Annotated in this window: 19 protein-coding genes; 16 read left to right on the top strand and 3 right to left on the bottom strand. The window is 54.0% G+C overall.

Annotated features, from left to right (window positions below; translation table 11 throughout):
- Positions 1–28 precede the first annotated feature (28 nt).
- From B0W44_RS13525 to B0W44_RS13600, 16 genes are all read left to right on the top strand, one after another.
- Entirely contained in the window at positions 29–571 is a 543-nt protein-coding gene (locus tag B0W44_RS13525) for a stage V sporulation protein AA (RefSeq protein ID WP_228441164.1), read from the top strand.
- 69 nt (positions 572–640) lie between these two features.
- Complete coding sequence (locus tag B0W44_RS13530) at positions 641–1,054, top strand: stage V sporulation protein AB (RefSeq protein ID WP_077720488.1); 414 nt, start codon at positions 641–643, stop codon at positions 1,052–1,054.
- A 102-nt stretch (positions 1,055–1,156) separates the two neighbouring features.
- Positions 1,157–2,494, top strand: a complete 1,338-nt coding sequence (gene lysA, locus B0W44_RS13535) for a diaminopimelate decarboxylase (RefSeq protein ID WP_077720489.1) — start codon at positions 1,157–1,159, stop codon at positions 2,492–2,494.
- 20 nt (positions 2,495–2,514) lie between these two features.
- Positions 2,515–3,282: a segregation and condensation protein A gene (locus B0W44_RS13540; protein ID WP_228441167.1), complete on the top strand. Its 768-nt coding sequence runs from the start codon at positions 2,515–2,517 to the stop codon at positions 3,280–3,282.
- The gene (scpB, locus tag B0W44_RS13545; protein WP_077720491.1) at positions 3,275–3,850 is read left to right on the top strand and encodes an SMC-Scp complex subunit ScpB; all 576 of its coding nucleotides are present in this window, start codon (positions 3,275–3,277) and stop codon (positions 3,848–3,850) included. The genes B0W44_RS13540 and scpB overlap by 8 nt, the downstream gene beginning before the upstream one ends.
- 97 nt (positions 3,851–3,947) lie before the next feature.
- Entirely contained in the window at positions 3,948–4,586 is a 639-nt protein-coding gene (locus B0W44_RS13550) for a DUF2953 domain-containing protein (RefSeq protein WP_077720492.1), read from the top strand.
- Positions 4,587–4,601: 15 nt separating this feature from the next.
- Positions 4,602–5,033 (top strand): GerW family sporulation protein, encoded by a 432-nt coding sequence (gene ytfJ, locus B0W44_RS13555; protein WP_077720493.1) that lies wholly within the window; start codon positions 4,602–4,604, stop codon positions 5,031–5,033.
- Between the two features lie 110 nt (positions 5,034–5,143).
- Positions 5,144–6,199 (top strand): D-alanyl-D-alanine carboxypeptidase family protein, encoded by a 1,056-nt coding sequence (locus B0W44_RS13560; RefSeq protein ID WP_149027022.1) that lies wholly within the window; start codon positions 5,144–5,146, stop codon positions 6,197–6,199.
- 40 nt (positions 6,200–6,239) lie between these two features.
- On the top strand, positions 6,240–6,872 hold the full coding sequence (locus B0W44_RS13565; protein ID WP_335582620.1) for a nucleoside recognition domain-containing protein: 633 nt from the start codon (positions 6,240–6,242) through the stop codon (positions 6,870–6,872).
- Between the two features lie 127 nt (positions 6,873–6,999).
- Positions 7,000–7,536, top strand: coding sequence for a spore maturation protein (locus B0W44_RS13570; protein ID WP_077721406.1), 537 nt, complete (start codon positions 7,000–7,002; stop codon positions 7,534–7,536).
- Between the two features lie 137 nt (positions 7,537–7,673).
- Positions 7,674–8,027 carry a DUF1516 family protein gene (locus B0W44_RS13575; RefSeq protein WP_077720495.1) on the top strand — a complete coding sequence of 118 codons (354 nt, stop codon included), beginning with the start codon at positions 7,674–7,676 and terminating at the stop codon, positions 8,025–8,027.
- 138 nt (positions 8,028–8,165) lie between these two features.
- Positions 8,166–8,882 carry a pseudouridine synthase gene (locus B0W44_RS13580; RefSeq protein ID WP_077720496.1) on the top strand — a complete coding sequence of 239 codons (717 nt, stop codon included), beginning with the start codon at positions 8,166–8,168 and terminating at the stop codon, positions 8,880–8,882.
- Between the two features lie 141 nt (positions 8,883–9,023).
- Complete coding sequence (gene resB / locus B0W44_RS13585) at positions 9,024–10,613, top strand: cytochrome c biogenesis protein ResB (RefSeq protein WP_149027023.1); 1,590 nt, start codon at positions 9,024–9,026, stop codon at positions 10,611–10,613.
- 32 nt (positions 10,614–10,645) lie between these two features.
- Positions 10,646–11,869 carry a cytochrome c biogenesis protein CcsA gene (gene ccsA, locus B0W44_RS13590; protein WP_418304049.1) on the top strand — a complete coding sequence of 408 codons (1,224 nt, stop codon included), beginning with the start codon at positions 10,646–10,648 and terminating at the stop codon, positions 11,867–11,869.
- Between the two features lie 49 nt (positions 11,870–11,918).
- Positions 11,919–12,635: a response regulator gene (locus B0W44_RS13595; protein WP_077720498.1), complete on the top strand. Its 717-nt coding sequence runs from the start codon at positions 11,919–11,921 to the stop codon at positions 12,633–12,635.
- Complete coding sequence (locus B0W44_RS13600; protein WP_418304050.1) at positions 12,632–14,473, top strand: ATP-binding protein; 1,842 nt, start codon at positions 12,632–12,634, stop codon at positions 14,471–14,473. The genes B0W44_RS13595 and B0W44_RS13600 overlap by 4 nt, the downstream gene beginning before the upstream one ends.
- A gap of 91 nt (positions 14,474–14,564) precedes the next feature.
- On the opposite strand, the gene B0W44_RS13605 is transcribed toward B0W44_RS13600, so the two are convergent.
- The 3 genes from B0W44_RS13605 to B0W44_RS13615 all read right to left on the bottom strand — a co-directional run bounded on the left by B0W44_RS13605 (position 14,565) and on the right by B0W44_RS13615 (position 18,129).
- A complete protein-coding gene (locus tag B0W44_RS13605; RefSeq protein ID WP_077720499.1) occupies positions 14,565–15,275 on the bottom strand; it encodes an SDR family oxidoreductase in 711 nt (236 codons plus the stop codon).
- 132 nt (positions 15,276–15,407) lie between these two features.
- Complete coding sequence (gene serA, locus B0W44_RS13610; RefSeq protein WP_077720500.1) at positions 15,408–16,988, bottom strand: phosphoglycerate dehydrogenase; 1,581 nt, start codon at positions 16,986–16,988, stop codon at positions 15,408–15,410.
- Positions 16,981–18,129, bottom strand: a complete 1,149-nt coding sequence (locus B0W44_RS13615; protein WP_077721409.1) for a pyridoxal-phosphate-dependent aminotransferase family protein — start codon at positions 18,127–18,129, stop codon at positions 16,981–16,983. The genes serA and B0W44_RS13615 overlap by 8 nt, the downstream gene beginning before the upstream one ends.
- Positions 18,130–18,206 lie beyond the last annotated feature (77 nt).

Here is an 18,206-nt window from a genome sequence, read left to right on the forward strand (position 1 = left end):
AATTTGATGCAAAGGTGGGCACATCACGATGACACAGTCCGACAGACAGTTGTATTTGCGCTTAAAAAACAAACTCGACGTGCAACCTGGGCAGTCTTTGTGTCTGGAAGATGTGGCGCAAGTGTTAGTGGCCGACGCGCACCGTGATGTCTTGCGCCTGGAGATATATACGGTCCCGAGGGACGAACACCTCGTTGTGCTGGATGTCATGGACATCATGCAAAAAGTCGTCCGTTACAACCCCCAGTTGCAAATAGAAGCGCTCGGAAACGAAGAGATCATTCTCGAAGTCAAACAGAAGGGACGGTCCCCTTCGCGAGTCGCGCTCTTTTTGGTCTGGATGGTACTGTTCGTCGGTTCCGGGTTGGCGATTATGAACTTCCATACGGATGTCAGCATGCTGGAGGTTCACCAGCGGATTCACTATTTGATCACCGGAGAGACGACTGAGCGCCCCCTGTGGATTCAAATCCCGTACTCATTCGGCATCGGTTTAGGCATGGTGCTGTTTTTTAACCACGTGTTCAGGCGGAGGTTCAATGAAGAGCCGACCCCCTTGAAGTGGAAATGAATTTGTACCAGGAAAATGTCGACCAGTACATTAAACAGCACGAACACTCAAGGGGGCGGCAATCCTAAGATGACAGCCGTTCTGTTAGCCTTTGTGGGGCTGGCGGGCGGTGTGGCGGTCGGAAGCGGGTTTGTAGCGTTTATTACCGTTTTGGACGTCGTGCCCCGTTTGCACCAGCTGTCGCACTCGCCGAATCGAATCGTCTCTTCGGAGCGGGCGATTACGGCAGGAGTCGTTTTTGGAACGTGCGTCGACTTTTTCAATTGGCATGCGGCCTTGCCGTTCTTTGTGAACATCGTCATCGGCCTCTTTTCAGGCTGTTTCGTAGGGCTTTTGGCGGCCGCCCTGACAGAAGTCGTGAACGTCATTCCCATTCTCGCCAAACGGTTGCGGTTGGAACAGTGGATCGCCTACCTGCTGTTGGCGATGGCTCTGGGCAAAATGGCAGGGTCCCTCATCCAGTGGCTCTTGACGATCCCTTAGATCCGTTCGCCTTCGTCCTTGTCATGTTTGCAGGGAATGTGCTATATTCTAACTAATTTTAAAAGGGACTCCCTAGTTGCGAGAGAGGAGAACTACCCGTACATGTATTTACACGGAACGAGTCGCATCAACGAACGCGGCCATTTGGAAATTGGCGGCTGTGATACGGTCCAGCTGGCGAAACAATTCGGGACGCCGCTGTACGTACTGGATGAACAGCTCATCCGGGAACGTTGTCGCGCTTATGTACGCGCCTTTCAACAGAGCGGCGTAGACTTTCAAGTCGCTTATGCCAGTAAAGCCTTGAGCACGATGGCCATTTGCCGCATCGTGGATGAAGAAGGTCTGTCCCTTGACGTCGTCTCTGACGGAGAATTGTACACTGCGTTGAAAGCAGGTTTTCCAGCGGGGCGCATACACTTTCACGGAAACAACAAGACGCCGGAAGAATTGAAGATGGCCCTCGACGCCAAGATCGGCTGCATTGTGGTCGACAACTCGACGGAGCTTAAGCTGTTGCGAAGTATGGCCACAAAACGCAGTCAACAGGTAGATGTGCTCTTGCGCTTGACCCCGGGGATCGAAGCTCATACGCACGAGTACATTCAAACCGGACAGGAAGACTCAAAATTCGGTTTTTCATTGGCCAACGGACATGCCTTACAGGCAGTTGAAACGTGCCAACGTTCATCCTATCTGCGCTTGCTGGGATTTCACTGCCATATAGGGTCACAAATATTCGACGTCAGAGGGTATCAAGTGGCAATGGAAAAAATCGGTCAGTTTGCGTCAAAATGTTACGAACGGTATGACTTCACCACCCGCGTGATCAACGTGGGGGGAGGGTTCGGCATCCGGTACGTCGAAGGGGATCGGCCCCTTTCGCCAGACGCTTACGTGTCGGCCATTGTGGACGGGCTAAAAGCGTCGTTCTCCCACCAGTCTGAGCTGCCAGCCGTATGGATTGAACCTGGACGCAGTATTGTCGGGGAAGCGGGGACGACGCTGTACACGGTCGGAACAGAGAAGCGCATTCCCGGTATCCGCCACTACATCGCAGTAGACGGGGGCATGACCGACAATCCGCGGCCGGCACTTTATCAAGCGAAATACGACGCCATGCTCGCCAACAAAGGGAATCAAACAAACAGACAAGTCGTTTCCGTAGCGGGCAAATGTTGCGAGAGCGGCGACATGCTCATTTGGGACTGTGCTCTGCCCGAAGTAGAAATCGGGGACATTCTCGCAGTCGGCGCCACTGGGGCGTACAACTACTCAATGGCCAGTAACTACAACCGCATCCGCAAGCCTGCTGTCGTACTGGTGCGGGACGGCAAGGCAGACGTCATTGTCAAACGGGAAACGTTAGACGACATCATTGCCCACGACGTCATTCCAGAGCGTCTTGCAAATGACATAGCACTGTCTCGTCAAGAGTGAAACACTTCTATACACATTAGGTGACGCACGTGAACATTGAATTGAAACTGGAGACGTTTGAAGGGCCCCTCGACTTGCTGCTGCACTTGATCGAACGGTCTGAAATCGACTTGTACGAGATTTCCATCGCAGAAGTGACCCAGCAGTACATGGAAGTCCTCGCGGAGATGCAGCGGCTCGAACTGGACGTCGCCAGCGAGTTTTTAGTCATGGCTTCCACTCTTCTCGCCATGAAAAGCAAGATGCTCCTGCCCAAACCGGAACCGGACACCTTTCAACCAGGGTTCGACATGGACGTGGAAGACGTGGACCCGCGCCAGGAGCTTATTCTCCGCCTTGTGGAGTACAAACGGTTTAAACTCCTGGCCGAAATGTTAAAAAAAAGGGGAAAGGACCGGGCCAAAGTGTTTACCCGCATACCGGCAGATCTCCAAGCGTTTATCCCGGAAAAAGAGCCGAACCCCGTCAAAGACGTATCGGTTTACGATCTCGCTAAAGCGTTCCAGTCTATACTGGCAAACAAGAAAAAGGCGGAACCGACGTCTCGGATCAAGCGGGATACGCTTTCCGTCAGCGAGCGCGTCCATGCGTTGCGCACCTTACTCCACCGCAAAAAAGAGATAAAATTTACGAAACTGCTGACGGGCCTGCCGACGCGTGAAGCAGTGATCGTCACGTTTCTCGCTGTTTTGGAGCTGATCAAAAAGCGGGAAGTTGTGTGTGAACAAAAACAGCTGTTCTCGGAGATCGTCATTTGCCGAAACGAGGTGAATGAAGCCAGTGGATGACCGTGATCTGAAGGCAGTGCTGGAAGGACTGCTGTTTGTCGCCGGAGACGAGGGTTTAACCGCGAAACAAATCGCGAATGTTCTCAAACTGGATCAAGAGGTCGTGCGGGATATGGTGGACGATTTAGCAGCAGATTTTAACAGGGAGAAGCGGGGCTTGCAAATAGTGGAACTGGCAGGGGCGTATCAAATGACGACGCGTCCGGAACACGCTCCTTACTACGCAGCCCTTGCCGAATCTCCCAGCAGTTCCTCCCTCTCCCAGGCGGCAATGGAAACGTTGGCTATCGTCGCTTACAAACAGCCTATCACCCGCGGGGAAATTGAAGACATTCGCGGCGTAAAAAGTGAAAGGGCCCTGCAGACGTTGAGCGCTAAGCGCTTAATTAAAGAAGTGGGGCGGGCGGAAGGCGTCGGCCGCCCGATCTTGTACGGCACGACCGAAGATTTCCTCCAACACTTTGGTCTAAGGGACCTCAAGGACCTGCCGCCTGCGGATCAGTTGGTCGATTTGAAAGACGTTGAGGAAGAGCATCGGGATCTGTTTGCCAAAAAGATAAACGCGTAAAGCCTGGAGGAAACTCCGGGTTTTTTTGTTGCATACGACCAGAGCTAATTGGATAAAATAACCAGTATCCGAAAAGCAGTGCCGGGAGGTCTCGCGTGTGGTGTGGTTGGGGTGGACAACCGCCGCCGTTGTCGCGTTCATCGTCCTGATCTCAATGCTGGTGATTCGCATCGACGTCGATTACCGCCGCAAAGGGGGAGACGATCGCCTCCAAGTGACGATCTCCGCTCTGAGGGGACTCGTCAAAGTCAAAAAGACTGTCCCTGCTCTGAAGTGGCGTCCAGAAGCACGGAGTGTGGACGTGAGTGAAGATGGTGTCAGGGAGCAGCGCATAACGTTGGACACCATTCGGCAGTCCCAACAGCAACTGAACCGTTTGAAGGAAAGAGTCGTCCATCTGTTGAACATCGTGAAGGGCTTTTTGGCCAAGGTTCGCTGTGAGCATCTCCACTGGTATACCGCGCTGGGGACGGGGGATGCGGCGGAAACCGGCATGCTGATCGGTGCGGCTTGGGGCCTCAAATCAACGGCGGTCGGTTGGGTTTCCCGTTATGTCCAGATGAAGGACGTCCCGAATTTGGCAGTGACTCCCGACTTCTATCGCACCCGGTTGTACACGCACTTTCACTGCATAGTAAAATTTCGGCTCGGGGAGGCTATACTTGCCGGAGTAAAAATTTTGTTGCACATCCGAAAGACGGAGGGAACGAGGGACAAAATCGGAAGCAGTGCGTAAAGGAGTGAACATCTCATGCCGGAACATCCGATCCAAGGCCTGATGAAAACCGCCATGGAAAACATTAAAGAGATGGTGGATGTCAACACGATTGTGGGAGATCCGGTCGAAACGCCGGACGGTAGTGTTATTTTGCCCGTATCGAAGGTCGGGTTTGGCTTTGCAGCAGGAGGGAGTGAATTTCCGCCTGCCCAGCGGAGTGTAGACTATTCGACAGAAGAAGGGGAGTCGTTTCCGTTTGGCGGTGGAAGTGGCGGCGGCGTTTCCATCACACCGATCGCCTTTCTCATCGTCTCGTCAACGGAAATCAAATTGTTGAACCTCGACCATTCGACCCATTTGTACGATCGTTTAATTGACCTGGCCCCTGGATTAGTGGAGAAGATTCAAGAAATGACGAAGAAAAAAGAAAAGATTGAGACCCACACCAAACTGAGCGACTTGTAAACGTGGAACAGACCTCGTATCCGGAAAGGGTACGAGGTTTTGTTCGGCATACCGGTCCCTTACGCTCATATACATGTACTAATCATGTGTGGACGAGGAGAGACAAGGGTATGGAGCGATACGTCCGCGTGCTCGTTTTCGCTTTGCTGATCTCGGTTTTTCCCTTGCTTGCCCCAGGAGCCGTCGCTGCAGAACCGCCACACATCAGTGCACAAGCGGCTTCAGTGATCGACGTACAGTCTGGGCGTTTTCTTTACGAGAAGAACGCCGATGAACAAAAACCGATTGCCAGTATTACGAAAATCATGACTGCGATCATCGCCATTGAGCACGGCGATTTAGACGAAAAGGTGACAGTGAGTGCGCGTGCAGCGCGACAGGAAGGGTCATCCCTCTATTTAAAGAGCGGAGAAAAAATGACGCTCCGCCACTTGTTGTACGGTCTGATGCTTCGTTCCGGAAACGATGCGGCTGTCGCCATAGCCGAACACATCGGAGGTTCCGTTCCGGGGTTTTCTGTTCTTATGAATGAAAAGGCGGAATATTTGGGCATGACCAATAGCCATTTTGTCAATCCCCACGGACTGGACGCGGAAGACCACTATTCCACAGCGCGAGATATGGCCAAACTGACCGCTTATGCCCTGAACAACGACGTCTTTCAAAGCATTGTCGCCACCCAGACGATCAACGTTCCGAATCCGGGAGAAAAATGGGACCGCAAATGGTATAACAAAAACAAAATGCTGCACTTGTACGCCGGTGCCGACGGCGTCAAAACCGGATATACATCTCGAGCGAAGCGGACCCTTGTGTCGTCGGCCACGCGGGACGGCCAACAACTCGTGACCGTCACGTTGAACGCGCCAGACGATTGGAACGATTCCATCGCCCTCTTGAACTATGGTTTTGAACAGTTCCCCCTTCGCACTCTCGTTGACGGCCGAAAGCCTGTCTCCCATGCCGTCAACCGTGAACTTGAAGCACACGGGCTTCAGATCGTTCCAGAACGTGTGTTTACCTATCCCCTCTCGGAACAAGAGTTGTCGTCAGTCGAGACGAACGTCGACATCCCGGGGGATTGCCGCAAGACCTTCAACCCGGTGTTCGCGTCGGGGAAGTGCAGATTGAGCTGGAAGGGGAACGGATCGGAACGGTTCCGTTAATCGTGGCAAAAGTTCCTCGCGATGAGGAGACTGTCCAGTTGTGGGACCGTTGGACGGCCTTGATTTCCCAGTTGTGGGGCGGGGGATCGCCATGATTCACTACATATGGGCTTTTCTGATCATTTCCGGGATTGTCGTGGCAGCTCTCCAGGGTAATATTGAAGTTATCGTCCCCGCTGCATTCCGTGGGGCCAAAGAAGCCTTGCTCGTGTGCGTCGGTTTAGTAACGGTGCTCGCCTTTTGGCTCGGTCTGATGAGGATCGCGGAAGATGCCGGGTTGCTGAAAAAACTGGGGAGGTGGATCGCCCCAGTCATTCGCTTGTTGTTTCCAGACGTCCCGAAAGACCACCCGGCCATCGGTTACATTGTATCCAACGTGTCTGCTAACCTGTTCGGGTTGGGGAATGCGGCGACACCGATGGGAATTAAAGCAATGAAAGCTTTACAAGATTTAAACCCAGACAAGCAGACGGCCAGTGCGGCCATGTGTACCCTCCTCGCCATTAACACGTCAGGGATGACCATTATTCCGACGATGATCCTGGGCATCCGAATGGAGTACGGTTCGCAAAACCCGACTGAGATCATCGGCACGACCCTCTTCGCTACATGTTGTGCCACCGTAGCTGCTGTCCTCCTCGACAAGTGGTTCCGCAGTCGTCACACACGGTAAAGACTTGCACGTGGCCATCTGGTTTGCTTCCGAGGGAGAAGTTGACTCTTGCCCACATCACATTGCGCTCCCCGTCCAGTTGCGTGCGCAGCGCATCCAATCACTTATGAAGAAAGCAGGTGATGGCGTGTTTGAAATGATCGGCTGGCTTTCGAAATGGCTGCTTCCGGCACTCATCGCCTTCATTCCAGTCTACGGTTTAGCCAAACGGGTTCCGGTTTATGAAAGCTTTGTCGACGGCGCGAAAGAAAGTGTACCGACCATCACGAGCATATTTCCCCATTTGTTAGGGATGATGGTCGGTATACACGTTTTTCGCGAGTCCGGAGCCATGGATGTCATCATTCACGCGTTCGTTCCGCTGTTGTCGTGGGTGAACTTTCCGGAAGAAGTGGTTCCACTGGCCTTTATGCGCCCCATTTCCGGAGCGGGGTCGCTGGCGATGGCATCGGATATCATTCAAACGTACGGTGCCGACAGTTTCCTCGGGAGACTCGCTTCCACGATGCAGGGGAGCACGGATACGACTTTGTACGTCCTGACCGTATACTTCGGTGCCGTCGGCATACGCAACAGCCGTTATGCTCTCAAAGTCGGTCTGTTGGCAGACGCCGTCGGATTGACAGCCGCCTGGTTGATCGCTTCGATCGTCTTTCCATCTTAACGTTCACACATTCGTATCATTATCGTCTGCCATTTTAGGCAGGTTCTATTTAAACTAGACTTTAGAGTTGCCTTCAGCTATCCGTTGTGGCAAGATAGCGATAGGTTTGAATAGTACATACTCGAGGAGGCTAAGTCGTGGCTAACGTGTTATACTTTACGCACGCCGATTCGTGGGCAGTGACACTGCTTTTGTTTATCGCCTCATTTGCCTTGATAAAAACGGGGAAGGTCAAGGGACACAAAATCACCCGCATGATCCTGCGCCTTTTTTTCGTCGTCATGGTCATATCCGGGTTGGGGATGCTCTTCCTTTACCAATTTCCCTTGATGTACATCGTCAAAGGAATCATCGCCGTGTGGCTCATTGCCGTGATGGAGCGGATACTGTCCAGGACGGAGGCGGGGCAAAGAGCAGGCTCTTCCTGGGTCCAGTTCGCCGTCGCGCTTTTACTCGTCCTGCTTTTGGGCTTCGAAGTGATTCGCTTCTAAACAGCTTATATCAACTTTTTTCCTGCCCATGACGTAAAACGGTCCCGTTGCGGCCGTTTTACGTTTTTTAGAACAGGAGCAGACGAAAGGCTTAAAACGATGTGAGTTGGTTAAGATGGGAATGAGGGGTTGGACCATTTGGAACGTTTGCAAAAAGTGATTGCGCAAGCGGGCATTGCCTCCAGACGGAAAGCAGAACAGCTGATCTCAGCGGGAAGGGTGCGGGTAAACGGTCAGACAGTGACGGAATTGGGCACGAAAGTGGATGAGGCGCGCGATGTCATTGAAGTGGACGGCCGCGTGGTAAAAGCGGAAGACAAACACACCTATCTGTTTTACAAACCGAAAAAAGTCATTACGAGTCTCTCTGATCCGAGGGGGCGAAAAACGGTCGCAAACTACTTCCGTGACGTCCCTGTTCGGCTGTACCCCGTAGGGAGACTCGATTACGATACCGAAGGGTTGCTGTTGATGACGAACGACGGTGAGCTGGCCAACCGGCTGATGCATCCCCGCTTCGAAATCGAAAAAAGTTACCTGGCCCTCGTTCAAGGGGTCCCGAATGAATCGGCGCTCAGTCGCCTTGCAAAAGGCGTCGCACTTGAAGACGGTGTAACGGCTCCCGCCCGTGTCTCGACAGTGCGAGCCATGTCGAAGACAGCCTGGATACGGCTCGTCATCCACGAAGGGCGGAATCGCCAGGTGAGGCGCATGTGTGAAGCCGTCGGACACCCGGTGAAAAAGTTAATCCGCGAACGGATCGGCTTTTTGCGCACAGGCGGTCTCAAACCGGGTCAATACCGCGCCCTCACGGTGGATGAAATGAAGAAATTGAAAGAGATGCTGTTTTCGTAAACAGATTCACACAATTTTCAAACGTCGTCCCTGCTGGCGTTTACCGGTAACGATATAATAGAAGGCGATAGAGACAGGTACCACCTTGCGCGAGTGTCACGACACTTTAAAGCTGCGAGTGACCGTTAGGATGAGCATGCGATGATCGAAAACACGAAGTGCACGTGCGGGCACAACAATCCAGTGGGAACGCTATTGTGTGAGAACTGTGGACGCCCTCTGGACAAGGATGCTGAAGGAATCAAACAGGGCGAGCTGAACATGCGCTACGAGGGGGCTGCCCGACGATCACAAACCTATAAGAAAACGTTGATCGACCGCATTTGGAACTTTTTCTCGTCTGTCAAAGTAGCGGTCATCTTAATTCTTATCACATTGGTGGCGTCCATTGTTGGCACCATTTTTCCCCAGGAGCGGTACGTCCCGGCGGCAAATAAGGAAGCGTGGTACGAACAGCAGTACGGCGTATGGGGGGAGGTCTACTACAAACTCGGCTTGGGTGACATGTACGCCTCTTGGTGGTACGTCACCCTGCTGGCATTGATCGGGATTTCCCTCGTCATCTGCAGTTTGGACCGCGTCGTTCCCCTGTATAAAGCGTTAAAAAACCAACGGGTCAAAAAAGACGTCGCATTTATTGACAAACAACGGGTGGCGGCGTCCCGTCACATCTCGGATGGGGAGGAGGAGACCGTCCTCCGCCGTCTGACGGAGAAACTGTCGGAAAAGCGGTACAACGTACGTCGGGACGGAAATGCCCTTCTGGCGGAAAAAGGGCGCATTAGCCGTTGGGGGCCGTACATTAATCACATCGGGCTCATTATTTTTTTGTTAGGGACGTTAATGCGGCTCATTCCCGGCTGGTATTTGGACGAATACGTCTGGTTGCGGGAAGGGGAAACGGCAGATTTACCGGGAACGGACTACGCGTTAAAAAATGAACAGGCCATCATCAAGTTTTATGATCCGGAGGAGGCGCCGGAAAGCCAAAATCTTGAAGGCCAGATTGTGGAGCAGTACGAGACTCACGTGGTGTTGTACAAAAAAGACGAACAGGACGGAGGCCTAGAAGAAATTAAGTCCGACGTCATCCTCGTCAATCACCCGTTAAAACACGAAGATCTGCTCGTGTACCAGTCCGGTTTCCAACAGAGTCAACCTGTGTCGTTAAAGTTGACGCTTAACGACAACGCGAGCGGAAAAACAATCGGCACGTTCGACGTGAATCTGGACGACCCGCAACCGACTTATACGTTTGACAACGGGATAAAGGTTGAAATTTTGGAGTACTATCCCGACTTCGCTCTGGAAGACAACAAGCCGACGACCCGTTCGAACAACCCGAACCGGCCGGCTTTCGTGTTCAACGTCGTCACGCCGGAAAAACCAGAGGGCGAGAAGTCGTGGGTCATTTCGGGTTTGAATCTCGATGAATTGTCCGAGAATAACCGATATGACATCGCGCTAGCGGACATTGAGATGGTCAATGTGAGCGGGCTCATGGTTCGGATGGACAAAAGTCTGCCTATCATTTTTACGGGAGCGGGCATTTTTATGGTCGGTGTCGTCATCGGTTTTTACTGGCAGCATCGGCGCGTGTGGGTCGGGATTCAAGACCGCACCCTTCACTTTGGTGCCCACACAAACAAAAACTGGTTCGGTTTGAAAAAAGAACTGCGGGATGTAGCAGATGTTGTCGGGCTAGACATTCCGGACAAACCGAGCACGTAATCTGCTCTGAGTAGATGCAGGAGGTTTGGATGATGAACATACTGTTAGCGGCGTTTTTTCTTTATTTGTTCTCTACTGTCGCCTTTGTCGTATCCATAACGGGGCGAAAGTGGAAGCGGAGAAACGGAGATCGCGAACAGACGGCCCAAGGCGATTTTGTTGCGCGTCTCGGAACGATCGGATATGGGCTGGCGATTCTAGGTGTGATTTGTCACGCCGTATTTGTCGTATACCGCATGGTGATCGCCGGCCACTTTCCCACGAGTAACATGTTCGAATTTATGTCGTTTCTCGGGTTTTGCATCGCCTTGGCGTTTCTCTTCATTTACGGAATTTATAAAATACGGGTGTTAGGGGCTTTCGCTATGCCCCTCGCCCTCATCTTGATCGCGTACGCTTCCGTTTTTCCGACGGAAGTTCAGCCCCTTATTCCGGCTCTGCGAAGTCACTGGCTGTACATTCACGTCACGACCGTCTCTATCGGTGAAGGCGTGCTCGCCATCGGGGCTGTCGCCGGGCTGATTTCGTTGTTGCGTACCGTCGACCGCAAGAGCCGAAGCGCTTTTTGGCTGGAGATGATCCTGCTCGTCGTCACGATGCTGCTCGCGTTTATCGCTCTGTTTTTCCTCTTTTCCAGTTTGGGGTACGAAGCGGAATACGCCCACGTGGTCGATGCCGGTACTGCGGAGGAGCGTGTCGAGATACAGGCGTACGTCTTGCCGCCGCTTGTCATACCGGCAGACAGTGAGACGCTGTCCGAAGACCCATTCCTCGGCATGGACATGGGGTGGTTTGAAGCTCCCGCGTGGATGAAAGGCGTAAACGCCGCCCGCAAGTTCAATACGGTCATTTGGTCTGTCATCGGCGGGCTCGTTCTGTACGGCGTATGGCGCCTCGTTTTTCGCCGCCGGATGATCGACGTCTTGTACAGGGCCGTAAAGGGAGTTGACGGAGAACTGGCTGAAGAAATCAGTTACCGTGCCATCGCCATCGGCTATCCAATCTTTACCCTCGGCGGTCTCATCTTTGCCATGATTTGGGCCCATGAAGCGTGGGGGAGATTTTGGGGATGGGACCCGAAGGAAGTGTGGGCCCTCATCACGTGGTTGTTTTACAGTGCGTATTTGCATCTGAGACTGTCCAGGGGCTGGCAAGGGGAAAAAGCCGCGTGGTTGGCTGTCGGCGGTTTTGTCATCATTATGATTAACTTAGTGGTGATCAACCTCGTCGTGTCAGGCCTCCACAGTTACGCTTAAAGTAAGATGATATAATAAAGGATAAAGGGTAAGGCAGGTGTAAGTGGACATGTCTGATCAAGAACGGATACTCGTCGTCGATGACGAAGCACGGATTCGACGTCTCGTCCGCATGTACTTGGAGCGGGAGGGGTATGAGATCGAAGAAGCAGAAGACGGAGATACTGCACTGGCTAAAGCGCTGGAGACGGACTACGACCTCATCCTGCTCGATTTAATGCTGCCGGGGATGGACGGGATCGACGTGTGTCAAGAGCTGCGCAAGAAAAAAGCGACCCCCGTCATCATGTTGACCGCCCGCGGTGAAGAAACGAACCGCATCCAAGGTTTTGAAGTGGGGGCGGACGACTACGTCGTCAAGCCGTTCAGCCCCCGGGAACTGGTACACCGGGTAAAAGCCTTGCTGCGCCGTTCCTCGGCCACTGCCTACTTGAAGACAGATCAAAGTGCGAATAACGCCATCGTATTTCCCGATTTGACGATTGACCACGACGCCCACCGTGTCGTCGCAGGTGGAGAAGAAGTGAATTTGACACCGAAGGAGTACGAGCTGCTGCACTACTTAGCCCAGTCGCCGGACAAGGTGTTTTCCCGTGAAGAACTGTTGAAAGACGTCTGGCACTACGACTTTTTCGGCGATTTGCGCACGGTGGATACCCACGTCAAACGTCTGCGGGAGAAATTAAATAGAGCGTCACCGGAAGCGGCTGCCATGATTGCGACGGTTTGGGGCGTCGGCTACAAGTTAGAGGTTCCGAAAGAGTGATCTGGCGCAGCGTCGTAGGAAAACTGTGGCTGACGATCATCGGCCTGGTGTCCGTCGTGCTCATCGTTCTCGTTCTGTTGCTCATTCAATTTTTAGATCAGTTCTTTGAAAACGAGAACGAGCGCTCACTGACGACCCTTTCGCAGGAATTGGCCCAGATGATTGAAGACTCCGGCAGCGGGCAAAGTTTACAAACGCGGCGCCACGTCATTGAAATGGCAGAAGAATTGCTTCCGGCTTACAACACGCAGATGGTGGTCCTCACGGCAGAAGGAAACGGGGCCTCTTACGATTACTTTACGACGGCTCAAGAAGAGAGCTTAGGACCGATCGAACAGCTGCTAAAGCGCTCTGATTTAAAGGAAGTGTTTGAAGGGAAGGAGAAGAAAGTACGCGGCACGCTAGACGTCGAAGTCGAGGGCGGCGGGGAGACGGAAGAAACACCTCCATTTGAGGGCGACGTGCTGGCCGTGGCAGAGCCGATTCGTAGCGAAGGCGATGTGATCGGAGCCATCGTGCTGTATCAGTCGCTGTCCCAACTGGAGCATACGACGAACAGAACGAAAGAGCTCGTCTTTTACGCCGCTTTGATCGGCATTTTCCTCACGACGTTTTTTGCCTTTTTTCTCTCGTCCCGCGTCACGCAGCCGCTGTTGAAAATGAAGCAGGCGGCGAATGAGATGGCAGAAGGGAATTTTGACATACGTGTCCCCGCCCGAACACACGACGAAATCGGGGAACTGGCCGGGACGTTCAACCGCATGGGGGCACAGTTGGAAGAGAGTATCCACGCTCTTTCCCAAGAGAAAGAGCAATTGTCGTCGGTGCTTAAAAGCATGACAGACGCCGTCATTACCGTCAATGCCGACGGTCACGTCATCATCACGAACCCTCCTGCTGACCACTTGCTGGAAGTGTGGTCTGAGTCAGGGGAGGATCAGCGTCAGTTGAACTATCAGCCGCTCCCAAAACCGCTGGTGGACAGTTTTAACCAGGTCGTCGAAACGGAACAAGAGTACGCCACCGATCTGTTCGTTCACGGCCGGACGTGGGCTGTCGTCATGACGCCCCTCTACAACCGGGATCAAGTGAGGGGAGCTGTCGCCGTTCTGCGCGACGTGACCGAGGAACGGCGTATGGACAAGTTGCGCAAAGACTTTGTGGCGAATGTTTCCCACGAACTGCGGACACCGCTGGCCATGCTGCAAGGCTACAGTGAGGCGCTCGTCGACGATATTGCTCAATCGCCGGAAGACAGGAAAGAACTGGCGACCATCATCCATGACGAGACGCTGCGCATGGGGCGCCTCGTGAAAGAGCTGCTTGATCTGGCACGCATGGAGTCAGGTTCCATCCCGTTTAAACCGCGGGAAGTGGTCGTACAAGATCTGGGGCACCGCATTATTCGCAAGTTTCACAGCTATGCGACAGAAAACGGTGTCCACCTTGAGGCGGCGTTTCCTGAACAGCCGCTGTACGGATGGCTGGATGAGGACGGTATGGAACAAGTGTTGACCAACTTGATCGACAACGCGATCCGCCACACCCCGGAAAACGGAACAGTCACACTGGAAATGGATAAGTCCTCCGACGGCGGCGTCGTGATTCGAGTGCGCGACACCGGGACGGGCATCCCCGTGCAAGATCTGCCCTTCATATTTGAACGCTTTTACAAAGCAGACAAGGCGCGCACCCGGGGTGGGTCCGGCACTGGCCTTGGGCTTTCCATTGCTAAACACATCGTGGAAGAGCACGGCGGCAACATTTCCGTCGAAAGCAAAGAAGGAAAAGGAACCGTCTTTACAATTCGCCTTCCCGACAGAAACGGAGAAGAGTGAGACGGCGATCCATTTGCCGGACGTTGTGCTGCTGGTTTGAAGCACTTCATCCGGCTCAAACCCCTGTACGGTCCATGGCACAGGGGGTTTCTTATTGCAGTTCCGGAGGGACTTGCGGGCGCATGACCACCTGGTTCATGATGACGCCTTCCGGCGCCGTGGCCATGTCGTAAGCCACTTTGGCCACATCTCTCGGTTTAAGGGCATACGACTTCGGTTCACTGCTGCCGAATCCCGTTTGGATCGAACCGGGACAGATGACGGACACCCTAACTTTGTGGGGCTTTAGTTCCTGCGTCAACACGTCGGTCAGCGCCATCAAGCCGAACTTGGAAGCGCAGTAACCGCCGCCACCTTTGAACGTCACAGTGCCCGCCACACTGGAAATGTTGATGATGTGGCCGCTCTTTCGCTCGATGAAATGGGGGATGGCGTATTTGCACGTCAAGTACGGTCCTTTCAGATTGACGGCCATCATCGTGTCCCAATCTTCCTCTGCCAGTTCGTGGACAGGGCCCATGTGGCCAACCCCGGCGTTGTTGATCAGGATGTCCAGTTTACCGAAACGTTCCAACACAAACTGAATGAGCCCCTCCACCTGATTGGACTGCGTCACGTCACTGGCGTAGGCGGCGATGGCTCCTTCACCGCTAAAGTTTTGGGCGAGGTCGATTAAGGCCGTTTTGTCCCGGGCAGTGGCCACGACAGTCGCCCCGTTTTCAGCGAACATCTCGGCAATGGCGCGTCCCAGTCCGCGGCTTGCCCCAGTCACAACGGTCACCTTTCCCGTCAATGTCGACATCGTATCCAACTCCTTTATCTCTTAGCGTGATGTTGTCCAGTGCTGTGCCACAAAATAGCACGGCCGTCTCCCCCCATTGTACCACGAAGGGCGGTAGAGGAAACAATCGCTCAATTAGCGGGCGATTTATTATTAAAGGTCGATTTCCGTGACGGAGCGGACTTCTTCGAGTGTTTCTAACGCTGTCACGACGTCGGCTGTTACAGGTTTGTCCACGCTCAACACCATGATGGCTTGTCCGCCGATATCGCGGCGCCCGACTTGCATCGCCGCAATGTTCACGTCGTGACTGCCGAGGATCGTGCCCACGCGCCCGATGGCACCGGGGCGGTCTTGATGCTGGATGTAGAGCAAGTGCCCTTGAGGCTGCAAGTCGATGCTGTACGCGTTGATTTTGACGATGCGTTCTCCGAATCCGTTGACGAGGGTTCCGGCTACGCTCAGTTCTTCCCCTGCCGTCTCCATGTGAACGGTAATCAAGTTCGTAAAGGCCCGACTGGCGGACGAACGCTCCTCTGTCACGTCGATGCCTCGGGCTTTGGCCAAGGCGACGGCGTTGACGTAGTTGACGTCTGTCACAAAACAGGACAACGCTCCTTTCAAAATCATGCGCGTGAGGGGGGACGTGTCGAACTCGTTCAACGAGCCGGCGTACGAGACGGTTATCTTTTCCACGGCATGTTCTGTCATTTGCACGACAAACTTGCCCAACTTTTCTGCGAGCGCCTGGTACGGTGCGATCCGCTCCGCCAGTTCCGCTGGAATGGACGGCAGATTGACGGCGTTCTTAAACGTTTCTCCGCGCAAGACGTGCAGCACTTCTTCCGACACGTCAAGGGCGACGTGTTCTTGGGCTTCCACGGTCGAGGCCCCTAAGTGCGGTGTGGCGATGACGCGTGGATGTTTGAGCAGCGGGTGATCAGTCGGCGGTTCGTCTTCGAAGACGTCCAGTGCCGCCCCGGCAACCTTGCCCGATTCGAGGGCGGCGAGGAGGGCTTCTTCGTCCACGATGCCGCCCCGGGCGCAGTTCAATATGCGCACACCGTCTTTCATGGCGGCAAAGGCGTCGCTGTCAATGAGGTGATGCGTTTCTTTAATTAACGGCGTGTGCACGGTAATAAAGTCGCTTTCGGCGAAGAGGCGGGACAGGTCGACTTTTTCCACGCCGATGCTTTTAGCCCGCTCTCCAGTCAAAAATGGATCGTAGCCCAAGACGCTCATCCCGAACGCTTTGGCGCGTTTGGCGACTTCCGTTCCGATCCGGCCCATGCCGACAACTCCCAACGTTTTGCCGCGCAATTCAACGCCTACGAATTTTTTGCGGTTCCACTCACCGCCTATGAGGGAGCGGTACGCTTGTGGGATGTTGCGCGAGAGGGCCATGAGCATGGCAAACGTGTGCTCCGCCGTGGAGACGGTGTTGCCGTCAGGGGCGTTTAAGACAACAATTCCCCTTTCTGTCGCCGCAGGAACGTCGATGTTGTCTACGCCGACTCCGGCGCGGCCGATGACCTTTAACTGTTTTGCCGCGTCGAGTACGCGCTCGTTCACTTGAGTCTGGCTTCTGACGAGGAGCGCGTCGTAAGGGGGAATAGTGTCAATCAACGCCGACTCTGTGAGGCCAATTTTCTTTACAACTTCCACGTCGCGGGCGTCCGTCAGCTGCCGCAAACCGTGATCGCTCAACGGGTCTGTCACCAGTACTTTATACACGTGCCCACACCTCCTCAGCGGCTTGTACCCCGCGTCCGAGGGAGACGGGGACGTTTAATGTTTTCAGCGCCACTTCCAACGTGGCGATGACGGCAAGGATGTCTCCCGGCTCACAATACCCCATGTGCCCAATGCGGAAGATTTGTCCTTTCAAGTGTTGTTGACCGCCGGCAACGGTCACGTTCATGGCGGACAGTGTCTGGCGCAAATCTTCCACGTGAACGTCATTCGTCCCGTAAACAGACGTGACGGTAGGAGAGGCGGCTTCGTCTGTCGCCACGAGCGGTAAACCGAGGGCCCGAATGCCGGCGCGCGTCATCTCCATCATCAATCGGTGGCGGGCGATGACGTTGTCCATCCCTTGCGCCTCTATAAGGTTCAACACTTCTTCCAAACCGAACAGTAAGGAGACGGCCGGGGTGTACGGCGTCGTCTGTTTGCCCAGGCTTTTTCGGTAAGCCGAGAGATCGAGGTAAAAGCGGGGAGTCGCGTTGTTTTCGATGACTTGCCACGCCCGTTCACTGACGGCGACAAACGCGAGCCCAGCCGGCAACATGAGGGCCTTTTGCGAACCGGTTACCGCGATGTCGATCCCCCAGGCGTCCATCTCCATCGGGACGGCGCCAATACAGCTGACGCCGTCGACGATGGTAAGGGCGTCTGTTTCTTCCCGCGCCACACGAGCTAGCTCCTCTATCGGGTTCAAAACGCCTGTAGACGTCTCACAGTAGGTCATGAAAATAGCTTTGACGTCGGGATGTTGGCGCAAGTGGGACTTTAGCTCTTCCGGCGTACAGCGTTCCCCCCACGGGATGTCGAGGCGGTGCACGTGACAGCCGAAGCGTTCCGTTAATTTGGCAAAGCGGTCACCGAAGGCCCCAGTGACGACGACGCTCACCTCGTCTCCGGCTTGTACGGTGTTTGAAACAGCACTTTCCAGTGCAGACGTGCCGCTGCCGGTTATAATTAATACGTCCTGTTTTGTTCCGAAAATAGGTTGCAGCCGTTTACTGCTCTCTTGGATGATGGCCGAGCAGGTGCTGCTTCGGTGACCGATCATCGGCCGGTTCATCGCGTGTTGAACACTCGGCGGAATCGGCGTCGGGCCCGGCGTGTGCAAGCGAAATTTGTCTTTAAACAGCATCGTTTCCTCTCCTCCTGGTCGTGATAGCTTATCGAAACAGTCATAAAAAAACTCCGCCACACTGCACTCGCGCA

The organism is Novibacillus thermophilus, assembly GCF_002005165.1.
GTDB classification, from domain to species: Bacteria; Bacillota; Bacilli; order Thermoactinomycetales; family Novibacillaceae; genus Novibacillus; species Novibacillus thermophilus.

Excerpts from the sequence above, each read along its gene's own strand:
- ytfJ (WP_077720493.1), top strand. The coding sequence starts at position 4,602 with ATGCCGGAACATCCGATCCAAGGCCTGATGAAAACCGCCATGGAAAAC.
- B0W44_RS13560 (WP_149027022.1), top strand. The coding sequence starts at position 5,144 with ATGGAGCGATACGTCCGCGTGCTCGTTTTCGCTTTGCTGATCTCGGTT.
- B0W44_RS13595 (WP_077720498.1), top strand. The coding sequence starts at position 11,919 with ATGTCTGATCAAGAACGGATACTCGTCGTCGATGACGAAGCACGGATT.
- B0W44_RS13530 (WP_077720488.1), top strand. The coding sequence starts at position 641 with ATGACAGCCGTTCTGTTAGCCTTTGTGGGGCTGGCGGGCGGTGTGGCG.
- lysA (WP_077720489.1), top strand. The coding sequence starts at position 1,157 with ATGTATTTACACGGAACGAGTCGCATCAACGAACGCGGCCATTTGGAA.
- B0W44_RS13525 (WP_228441164.1), top strand. The coding sequence starts at position 29 with ATGACACAGTCCGACAGACAGTTGTATTTGCGCTTAAAAAACAAACTC.
- ccsA (WP_418304049.1), top strand. The coding sequence starts at position 10,646 with ATGAACATACTGTTAGCGGCGTTTTTTCTTTATTTGTTCTCTACTGTC.
- B0W44_RS13605 (WP_077720499.1), bottom strand. The coding sequence starts at position 15,275 with ATGTCGACATTGACGGGAAAGGTGACCGTTGTGACTGGGGCAAGCCGC.
- resB (WP_149027023.1), top strand. The coding sequence starts at position 9,024 with ATGATCGAAAACACGAAGTGCACGTGCGGGCACAACAATCCAGTGGGA.